Here is an 11,786-nt window from a genome sequence, read left to right on the forward strand (position 1 = left end):
ACAACGGAGACAAAAAGTTAACTGCTTTTTTTGTATAGATTAGAGAATCGGGGGATCAATAGATGGTTTCTAAGAATAATCATAAATTAATTGCTGAAAAGAATCGTAAAAATGAAAAGCAACGGTTCGCTTTACGGAAATTAAATGTTGGTGTAGCGTCAGTCCTATTAGGGGTTACGTTTAGTGTTTACGGAGGCGGACAACTGGTTGCTCATGCTGATACGACCACTACTAGCGACCAGCCTGAAGAAGCTAAGACGACTAACGAACAATCTTTGGCTGACCAGTCACAAGTTACATTGAATAATAATGCCCAGACTGATAATTCAGTAACTGCTAGTGAGACTAATAAGGCAACCACAAACCAACAGCCAGTAGGGGGGGTGGCTACTAAATCTACAGATGCCACTGATACTCCTGCTGCCACTACAAATAACGAAAAAGTAACAGCTAATGAAGCAACTGCTCAAAAGACAACGCCAGCTTCGCAAGGTCAATCAACCAATGCCGACCAAAATCAGAATAGTCTCGATGGCACGCGTCAGGTTCTGCAGAATATTAGCAACACTGCTTCATATCGTAACAATACTAACAATGTGGCTAGTTTGTTTGGTGCGTCCTTTGTAGCAACCCCTACTGGTGAGGAAACAACGGTTACTGATGCTCAAGGCTTAATTGATGCAATTCAAAATGGTACTGCCACGACGATTAACATTGGTGCAGATATTGATTTAGGTGCTAAGGATACAAGGCAAACTCATATTGAAAATATTAAGAATTATAGAGATATCGTAATTAAGTCTGCAGATGACAATAAGAAGTATGCTGTTGACTTTAATGGATATTCATTTAATATGGCAGGTAAAAATGGGGTTACTTTTAGTAACCTTGATCTTTATGATCGAGCATATTGGAGCCCAATTGAAAATGCTAAGGAATATACATTTGATAATGTTACGTTCCATGGCTCTCAATTAGTTTATACTGATACTTCAGTTCCAAATGTAACTGTTAATTTCAAGGGGAATGTTACTGCCGAGGCTGTTAATGGCTATACCAGTCCAATTAATAATAAGAACCAAACTACTCAAGGTAGCGGAAACCAACAAATTATTCAGTTTAGATCTGGAAATAATGCAATTAATTTTGCACCAGGTAGTAATGTAAACCTGAAAACATATGGTAGTAACGTAATCGAAATTGATGGTGGCACTACCGCTATTAATCTTCAAAGCAATAACGGAGCTAATGGTGCTCAAGTTACGTTAGAACCACATACTCAAACCGCGCCTGAGTCAAACTTTATGGGTGTTGATGGTGTTGGTAGAGGTATTGCATCACAAGGTACCACTAATATCAATATTGACAAGAGTTCTAATTTGACCATTAGTTTAAACAAATTATCAACAGACAAGTGGCTTTCAGGTGCTTTATATTTGACTAAGGGAGCCACTATTGAAAATAAAGGAACTTTGAATGTAAATGTAGATGGTGCTCCTTATGGAAATGATGTTGATGCACCAATTTACATTAGTGGTGACTCTAAGATTAATGTTAATGGTGGTCAGTTTAACATCAATGCTACTAATCTAGGAAACTATAGTGGTACCTTACTGGCATCAGCTGGTACTTCTACTATTTCAATTAATCACCATGGTACCTTCGATGTAACTGGTGATGGTGCCCAAGCTACTGGTGTATCACTTGGTAGTGGTAGTACCTTTACTTCAACACAACCAGAATTATTCAATATTTCAATGCCAGATGGTGCCACTGCTATTAAGAACGGTAAAGTTCAATTTCAGGGTGTAAAGACCTCAGCTGATGGCCAGCCAATCGGCGAAATTGACATTACTTATGCAGCAAATGGTACTCCAACTGTCACTAAGGTAACTAGTTACGATGAAGCTACCACTACAGCAACTAGAACTGCTGGGAATAGTGCTAAAAATAAGATTAACTTGATTGCTGCTGGTGAAGAAGTTGACTTAAAAGATATCACATTTACTAAAGACGCTGATGGAAACTACATCATGAGTGGTAATGCAAATACTGCTGCTGGTGAAGGTGCTTATGTTTATGTATCAGTAAATGGTACAGTTCGCCAAGTTTCTACTAATAATGATCAAACTCTTTGGACAGCCGGAGAAACTGGAGATCCAACTTCTTCTCAAGTTCCTTACACTGCTGAAACAGGAGCAGATGGTAAATTTAGCGTTAACTTAGGTAAGTTAAACGATAACGACCAAGTTTCACTTTATGCAGCTAAGGACTTTGTAACTAGTGATACGGATACTAAGACTGTTTCTGACTGGATGACTAGTTCATACCGTGATCAATTGCAAAAGTTAGTTGATGAAGCTCCTAATGTTGAAGCAGGCTCTAACTACATTAATGCTACTAACGATCTTAAGGCTGCTTATACTAATGCAATTAGTGATGGTAGCACTCTTCTTCAAAATACTAGTGCTACTTCAGAACAACTTGAAGCTGCAGCTAATGCCATCGTCAATGCTAAGACTGCTTTAAATGGTGATTTCAACAAGGTAAAACAAGATCTTCAAACTGCAGTTGACGCAGCTTCAGACTTTGAAAAGACTTCTGCAACTTATTACAATGCAGACACTACTAAGCAAAGAGCATATACCAATGCAGTTGCTGCCGGTAGTACTGCATTAAATGATTCGAATGCTACAGTTGATAGCTTAACTACTGCATTAAAGAACATTAATGACGCTAAAGCTGCATTAGATGGTAAGGAAACTAGTAAGCAAGCTCTTCAAAATGCAGTTGATGAATCTAAAGACGTTAAGAACAGCAACAACTACATTAATGCCGATCCAGCAGCAAAGACAGCATATGATGATGCAGTAACCGCGGCTCAAAGCATTTTAGACAAAAATAATGCAACTCAGGCTCAAGTAACTCAAGCATTGCAAGATCTAAATAGTGCCAATGGTAAATTGAACGGAGATGCCAAGACTGATGCCGCTAACAGGCAAGCTCTTGAAGCTGCAGTGAAGGACGCACCGAACGTAAGAAATACTCCAGCATACTACAACGGAGATAGCAAAGATCAAGAAGCCTACAATAAGGCAGTTACTGATGGACAAGCAGTTTTAGATAATCAGGATGCAACTCCAACAGATGTGAAGAATGCATTAGATGCAATTACTAATGCTAAAGCAGCATTAGATGGTCAACCAACCAATAAAGAGGCTCTTCAAAATGCAGTTAATAATTCTAAAGACGTCAAGGATAGTAATAATTACACTAATGCCGATCAAAATGAAAAGACCGCATATGATGATGCAGTAACCGCGGCTCAAAGCGTTTTAGACAAAAATAATGCAACTCAGGCTCAAGTAAATCAGGCGTTACAAGATCTTAATGCTGCCAATGGCAATTTGAACGGAGATGCCAAGACTGAAGCTGCTAACAAGCAAGCCCTTGAAGTTGCAGTGAAGGACGCACCAAACGTAAGAAATACTCCAGCATACTACAACGGAGATAGCAAAGATCAAGAAGCCTACAATAAGGCAATTACTGATGGACAAGCGGTTTTAGATAATAAGGACGCAACTCCAGCAGACGTAAAGAATGCTCTAGATACAATTACAGCCGCTAAGAAAGCATTAGATGGACAGCCAACAAATAAAGAGGCTCTTCAAAATGCAGTTGATAAATCTAAAGACGTTAAGGATAGCAATAACTATACTAATGCTGATCAAAATGAAAAGACCGCATATGACAGTGCAGTAACAGCAGCTCAAAACGTTTTAGACAACAATAATGCAACTCAGGCTCAAGTAAATCAGGCGTTACAAGATCTTAATGCTGCCAATAGCAATTTGAACGGTGATGTCAAGACAGAAGCTGCTAACAAGGCTGCTCTTGAAGATGCAGTAAAAGAAGCACCAACAGTTGAAAAGACTTCATCAGCTTACTACAACGGTACTGAAACTACTCAGAATGCTTATAAGAGTGCCATTGAAGCTGGCCAAAAAGTATTAGATAGCGCTGATGCAACAGCTGATCAAATTAACAGTGCATTAAGTGCAATTAATAATGCCAAGAATGCTTTAGATGGTGAGAAAACCGATAAGAGTGAATTGCAAACGTTAGTAGATGCTTCTAACGGCATCAAGAGTAGCAATAACTACACTAATGCCGATGAAGCTCAAAAGACTGCTTATGATAAAGCAATTACTGATGCCCAAACGGTATTGAGTAACGATAATGCTACTCAAACTCAAGTAAATGATGCAGTAACTGCTATTAATACTGCTAATAAGGCATTGAACGGAGATGCCAAGACTGATGCCGCTAACAGGCAAGCTCTTGAAGCTGCAGTTAAGGACGCACCGAACGTAAGAAATACGCCAACATACTACAACGGAGATAGCAAAGTTCAAGATGCATACAATAATGCAATTACTGATGGACAAGCAGTTTTAGATAATAAGGATGCCACTCCAGCAGAAGTCAAGAATGCATTAGATGTAATTACAGCCGCTAAGAAAGCATTAGATGGCCAACCAACCAATAAGCAAGATCTTCAAGATGCAGTTAATAAATCTAAAGGTATCAAAGACAGCAATAACTACGCTAATGCTGATCAAAATGAAAAGACAGCATACGACAATGCAGTAACCGCTGCTCAAGGCGTTTTAGACAACGAAAACGCAACTCAAGCTCAAGTAACTCAAGCATTAAAAGATCTAAATACTGCCAATAGCAAATTGAACGGAGATGCCAAGACAGATGCTGCTAACAGGGTTGCTCTTGAAGAAGCAGTAAAAGAGGCACCAACAGTTGAAAAGACTTCTTCTAAGTACTATAACGGCACTGAAAAAGCACAAAATGACTATAAGAATGCCGTATCAGAAGGTCAAAAAGTATTAGATAATACAAATGCAACAGCAAATCAAATAAAGACAGCATTGGATAATATTAATGCTGCAAAAGGCACGTTAGACGGAGATCCAACAGATAAAACTACTTTACAAAATAGTGTAAGTAATGCAGTAGATCTTGATAAGAGCAATGCTGATGCTCAAGCTAAGCAAGATTACACTGATGCACTTGATAAAGCTAACCAAGTATTGGCAGATCCAAATGCAACACAACAAGCAGTAAATGAAGCAAACACCGCATTAACTAATGCAAAGACAGCCTTAGACAATAGCTCAGCATTACAAAATGCCAAAGATGCATTGCAACAAGCAGTAGATGCCAAGTCAACTACAGAAAAGACCCCAGCATACTACAATGCCGATTCTGCTAAGCAACAAGCATATGACACAGCAATTAGTGCTGGTACTGATGCATTAAACGCTCAAAATCCAACAGTTGAAAGCTTAACTGAAGCATTAAATAAGATTAACGATGCAAAGAACGCATTAGATGGTAAGGCAACTGACATCAGTAAGCTTAACGCAGCAGTTGATAATGCCAATACTGTGAAAGCAAGCAGTGACTATAAAGATGCTAGTGCTGATATTCAAAAGCAATACGATGATGCAGTAAAAGCAGGTCAACAATTATTGGATCCAACTACAGCACCATCTCCATTGACTCAAGCCGATGTTGATAGAGCAGCTAAGGCAATTACAGACGCACAAAATGCTTTAACTACTAGTGCTACAACTAATGTTGAGAATACTAAAGAAAAAGCTGCTACTGACTTAACTGATGCTGTAACAAAGGCTAAGGAAGCAATTGATCAAGACACTAACTTAACTGATCAAGAAAGAGATGCTGCTAAGGCTCAAGTAGATGCTGATGCTAAGACAGCCCAAGAAGCTATCAATAAGGCTACTACCAATGATGATGTAACTTCTGCCACAAATACTGGTAAGCTTGCTATCGACAAGACAGTTGCCAATGCCGCCATTGATAATGCCGTTGCTGGCAAGAAAGCAGAAATTAGTAATGCTAAGGACTTAAGCAGTGATAACGTAAACGCATTGAACAATGAAGTTGATCAAGCTGCTAATGATGCTAAGAATACCATTAGTTCAGCTACTACTGAAAAGGCAGTTAATAAAGCCCAAACTGATGGTGTAGATAAGATCAATGCAATTGATGTTGCTACAACTGCTGCCAAGGACAAGGCTAAGTCAGATATTGATCAAGCTGCTAACGATGCTAAGAAGGCGATTGATGACAACAAGGACTTAACTGACGATCAGAAGACAGCTGCTAAGGATCAAATCGATCAAGACGCAACTAAGGCTAAGGACAACATTAATAATGCTAAGAACGACAAGGATGCCGAAAATGCTAATAATGCTGGTCAATTAGCAATTGCTAAGGATGGTGCCAAGGCTGCTATTCAAGGAGCTTTGAACAAGAAGCTTAATGAAATTGATAGTGCTTCTGCCTTAACTTCAGATGAAAAAGCTAAGTTAACCAATGATGCTAACACAGCTGCAACTAATGCTAATGACGCAATTGATGCTGCAACTACACTAGCTGAGGTAACTTCAGCTCAAACGACTGGTATCCAGAATATTGAGAATGTTAAGGTTCCAGCTGAATCAGCAACTAAGTCAGCTGCAGATAAGGCAATCGATGAAGCTCTTGCTAATAAGCAAGCAGAGATCAACAAGTCTACTACTTTAACTGATGAAGAAAAGGCTAACTTGAATAAGCAAGCTCAAAGCGCCGCAAATACAGCTAAGCAAAATATTGCTAATGCTAAGACAGATTCAACTGTAGCAACTGCTAAAGACGATGGTGTTGCCGCAATTGACAGCATCAAGGTTCCAGCTAACTCAACAGCTAAGGACAAGGTTAAGAGCAACATCACTGATGCCGCTGACAATGCTAAGCAAGCAATTGATCAGGACAATAATTTAACCAATGATCAAAAACAAGCAGCTAAGGATCAAGTTGATACTGATGCTAAGAATGCTCAAGATGCCATTGACAACGCTAAGACCGATGCTGATGTAAATAATGCCGCTGATAATGGTAAGCTTGCAATTGATAAGACAGTTGCCGATGCTGCAATTGATAATGCAGTGGCTGGTAAGATTAAGGACGTTAAGGCTCCATTAACTACTGATGAGCAAAAGACCTTGACTGATTTGATCAAGGAAACTGGTGAAAATGCTAAGCAAAATATTGCCAATGCAACTACTTCAGCAGATGTAACAACAGCTCAAAACAACGGTGTTAAGGCTATTAATGATATTAATATTCCAACTAATTCTTCTGTTAAGGACAATGCTACTACTGCGATTGATAAAGCTCTTCAAAACAAGACTAATGAAATCAATAACGCTACTAACATTACCGCTCAAGAGAAGCAGGATCTGATCAAGCAAGCTACCGATGCTGCTAACACCGCTAAGGACAACATCAAGAATGCTGCCAACGATTCAGCTGTAATTACTGCCCAGACTAATGGTGAAAAGGCAATTGCTGATGTAACTATTCCTGGTTTATCTGACATCAAGAAGGAAAGCACTGATTTAATTAATAAGACTTTGGACAAGAAGAAGGATGAAATTAATAATGCTTCCAACTTGTCAGATGATGAAAAGCAACAATTAATTAATGATGCTACTAAGGCTGCAACCGATGCTATTAACAACATCAATAATGCTAAGACTAATGATGAAGCAAAGGCTGCTGCTGATACTGGTGTCCAAAACATTGAAAACATTTCAATTCCTAGTCTTGACGATGCCAAGAAGAATGCTAACCAAGCAATTGATGATGCCTTAAATGCTAAGACTAATGAAATCAATAATGCTTCTAACTTGAATGATCAAGAAAAGCAAGGTTTGATTAACAAGGCAACTGATGCCGCTAACACTGCAAAAGACAACATCAATAGTGCAACTACTAATGATGCTGTCAAGAAAGCTGAAGAAGATGGTGTTAACTCAATCAAGGGCGTTAACTTCACTAACTTAGATGATGCAAAGAAAGCAGCTAATAACGCTATCGATAATGCATTAACTAATAAGACTAATGAAATTAACAATGCTTCTAACTTGTCTCAAGATGAGAAGCAAGATTTGATTAGCAAGGCAACCGACGCAGCAACTACTGCCAAGGACAACATCTCTAAGGCAACTACTAACGATGCCGTAAATGATGCTCAAAACAAGGGTATTGAAGGAATTGCTAATGTTACTGTTCCTGGCCTTGATGAAGCTAAGCAAAACGCAATCAATGCCATTAAGCAAGTTCAAGAAGCAAAGAACAAGCAAATTAGTGATGCTAAGAACTTAAATGCAGATCAACAAAAGAGTTTGACTGATCAGGTTAATAAGATCGCTAATGATGCGATTGCGCAGATCAATGATTCTTCAGTCACTACTAATGATTCAGTTGCTACAATCCGTGACAATGCAATTGATCAAATCACTAACTTGTTTATCCCAACCTTAGATGGTGCTCAAGATGATGCAACTAATGCAATCGAAACTGCTAAGAACACTAAGATTGATGAGATCAATAATGCTAAGAACTTATCTGACCAAGAGAAACAAGATTTAACTGATCAGGTAAATAAAGCTGCAGATGATGCTACTAAGGCAATCAAGAATGCAACAACTAATGATGCTGTTAAGAATGCCGAAACCAAGGGCTTGAATGATATTAACAACATTACTGTTCCAAGTCTTGCTGAGAAGCAACAAGCAGCTATTCAAGAATTAAGTCAAGCCCGTGATACTAAGCTTGCTGCAATTGATAATGCTTCAACCTTGACAACTGATGAAAAGAACAGTCTAAAGGATCAGGTTCAGGGTAAATACAGCCAAGCAGTTGCAAATATTACGCAAGCAGCTACTGATGATGCTGTAACAACTGCCAAGGACGCGGGAATTGAAGCAATTAATAGTGTCACTGTTCCAAGTAAGTCAGTTGCTAAACAAGCCGCTAAGGATGCAGTAGCCAAGGCAGCAGAAGCAAAAGATGCCGCAATTGATAAATCTTCATTAACTGATGAAGAAAAAGCTACATTGAAGCAACAGGTAACAGATGCTCAAGAAGCAGCTAACAAGGCAATTGATAATGCCACTACAAATGCAGAAGTAACTAATGCGCAAAACAAAGGTATTCAAGCGATTGCTGGTGTTACTGTTCCAAGCCTAGCGGAAACTAAGCAGGCAGCTATTAATGCTATCAAGCAAGCTCAAGAAGCAAAGAACCAACAAATTAGTGGAGCTAAGAACTTAAGCGCTGCAGAACAAAAGGCCTTAACTGATCAGGTAGATAAAATTGCTGATGATGCGATTACGCAGATTAATGATTCCGCAACAACCAATGATGCGGTGACTGCAACCCGCGATAATGCAATTAAGCAGATTAATGACTTGCTTATCCCAACCATCTCTACTGCTAGGGAACAGGCTAAAGCGGAAATCACTAAAGATGCCGAAGCTGCTAAGCAAGATATTGATAAAGATACAAACTTAACTGCTGATGAAAAGCAGACAGCTAAGGACCAAATTGATGCAGATGCTAAGAACGTTCAAAGTACCATTGATAATGCCGCTACCGACAGCGATGTCAATAAGGCGGTAAACGATGGTCAATTGACGATTGCTAAGGCTGTTGCTAATGCAGCCATTGATAACGCTGTTGCAGGCAAGAAAGCCGAAATTGCTAATGCACCATTGACTAATACTGAGAAGCAGGCCTTGAATGACCGGGTTGATCAAGCAGCTCAAACCGCTAAGAATAACATTGCACAAGCTACGACTACTGGTGAAGTAGCCAACGCCCAAGAAAATGGTGTAAAGGCTATTAACGGCATTGAAGTACCAACCGTTTCTGCTGTTAAGAACAAGGCACAAAGTAACCTTACAAGCGTTGTTAATACTGCTAAGGAAGCTATTGACCAAGACACCAACTTGACAGATGCTCAAAAGCAGGTATTTAAGGATCAAATTGATACGGATGCCAAGAATGCTCAAGAAGCAATTAATAATGCTAAGACCGATACCGATGTTAATAACGCCATTGATAACGGTAAGCTGGCAATTGCTAAGGATGTTGCTAATGCGGCTATTGCCAATGCTGTTGCAGGTAAGAAAGCCGAAATTGCAGCTTCTGAATTAACAGACGTACAAAAGGCGGCTTTGAATAACCAGGTAGACGGCCTCGCACAACAAGCTCAAGAAGCAATTAAGCAGGCTACGACCGAAAGTGCAGTTACTACTGCGATGGAACAAGGAATTGCTGAGATTAATCGTGTTGAAATTCCAGCTGCTGATAATCAAAGTAGTAGTAATTCAACGGACAATGGTGCTACGAATAGTAGTAATACCACAGATAATGCCAACAAGAATGATGAAACACAAGCAAATACTACTGATGTTACCCAAACGGCTAACCAAGCTAATGGTCAGCGGGCAGAACGTCAGGCAACGGCAATAGTTTCGTCTGAACAACAACCTACTAGTCAAAAGAGTGATGCTAACAAGAAAGCAGAATTACCGCAAACTGGTAATGATGCTAATAACTTGAGTGTTGCCGGATTAGCAGTTGTTAGTCTAATGGGATTATTTGGTCTTAAAAAGCGCAGTCGAAAAGATAATTAATTAGACTGTTTGCCCATAATTAAGAAAATGCCACAGAACACTATGAAAGTGTTTTGTGGCATTTTTGTGTGCATTATATTATAAATTTATTTATGCTTATCGTTTGCTTTGTTTATAATACATTTGTTACGATTATTATGATGATTAGTACCTGAGAAGATGAGCTCATGTAGATATTCGGTTATTATTTCATCAAGTTCAGTGAAGGAAAAGGAGGTTTTTATTTTTCTTGTTCGATGCCTGATTAGCTACAGGGTATTACTATTGTATCCCTGAGTGAGAGGGGTTTTGATAATATGCAAAAATTAGAGCAATTGATAGATAAAAATTTCAATGAAACTACCCATGGAAGAGTTGCAAATTACATTCCCGCGCTAAGTATTGTCGATCCCCAACAATTGGGAATTACGGTTTATGACATTGATGAGGAACAGATTGGAACTGCTGGTATGGCAGGAACAAGGTTTGCAATAGAAAGTATTGCTAAAGTTGTTACTTTAATTTTGGCTATTAAAAGACTAGGGCATGAACGTGTGTTAGCTGAGCTGGAAAGCGGGGCAACTGATTTTAGCTTGAGTTCTGTTTTCTTAGATAATGAATTAAATGTTCAAACTGAACCGGTTACTTACCTCAATAACTCGTCAGCCTTATTAACCACTGCCCTGATTGACCAATTAATGGGACAAAATAGTTTTAATGCATTGCTTGGCTTTTGTCGCGAAATTTGTAATGATCCATGTATTAGTCTAAATGAGCGCTTATTTCGGTCAGCAATTATGAATGATAAGGACTTGCATTCGTTAGCATATTATCTAAAAGATAAGGGCCTTTTAGAGACGGTTGATCAAACTTTAATAACTTATTTTATGCAAAGTTCAATGATGGTAACAACTCAAAGCCTTGCTAATTTGGGAGCAGTGTTAGCTAATGACGGAATCATGCCGTGGAATAATGTTCGTCTTATTAGTCATGAGGATAATGAATTGATTAAGAAACTATTGACGACAGTCGGTTCTTTTGAAGAATCAAAGGAATACACAATTAAAATTGGACTACCCATCAAAAGCGGTACTAGCGGCGGCTTATTGGCTTGTGCCCCGCAAAAATGTGGTATTGGCGTCTTTAGTCCTGCGCTTGATCAATACGGTAACAGTGTTGCTGGAATGAGTTTGTTGCAAGACGTTGTTGATCAATTAGACTTAGTTGTTTAATTGTTAT

General features: G+C 39.0%; 2 protein-coding genes. Both read left to right on the plus strand.

Annotation, left to right across the window (positions count from 1 at the left end; genetic code table 11):
• Positions 1 to 62: 62 nt before the first annotated feature.
• On the plus strand, positions 63 to 10,568 hold the full coding sequence (locus tag IEU90_RS09060) for a DUF1542 domain-containing protein (RefSeq protein ID WP_188358033.1): 10,506 nt from the start codon (positions 63 to 65) through the stop codon (positions 10,566 to 10,568).
• A 296-nt stretch (positions 10,569 to 10,864) separates the two neighbouring features.
• Entirely contained in the window at positions 10,865 to 11,779 is a 915-nt protein-coding gene (locus tag IEU90_RS09065; RefSeq protein WP_188358034.1) for a glutaminase, read from the plus strand.
• Positions 11,780 to 11,786 lie beyond the last annotated feature (7 nt).

Source organism: Limosilactobacillus caviae (genome assembly GCF_014635905.1).
Classification (GTDB): domain Bacteria; phylum Bacillota; class Bacilli; order Lactobacillales; family Lactobacillaceae; genus Limosilactobacillus; species Limosilactobacillus caviae.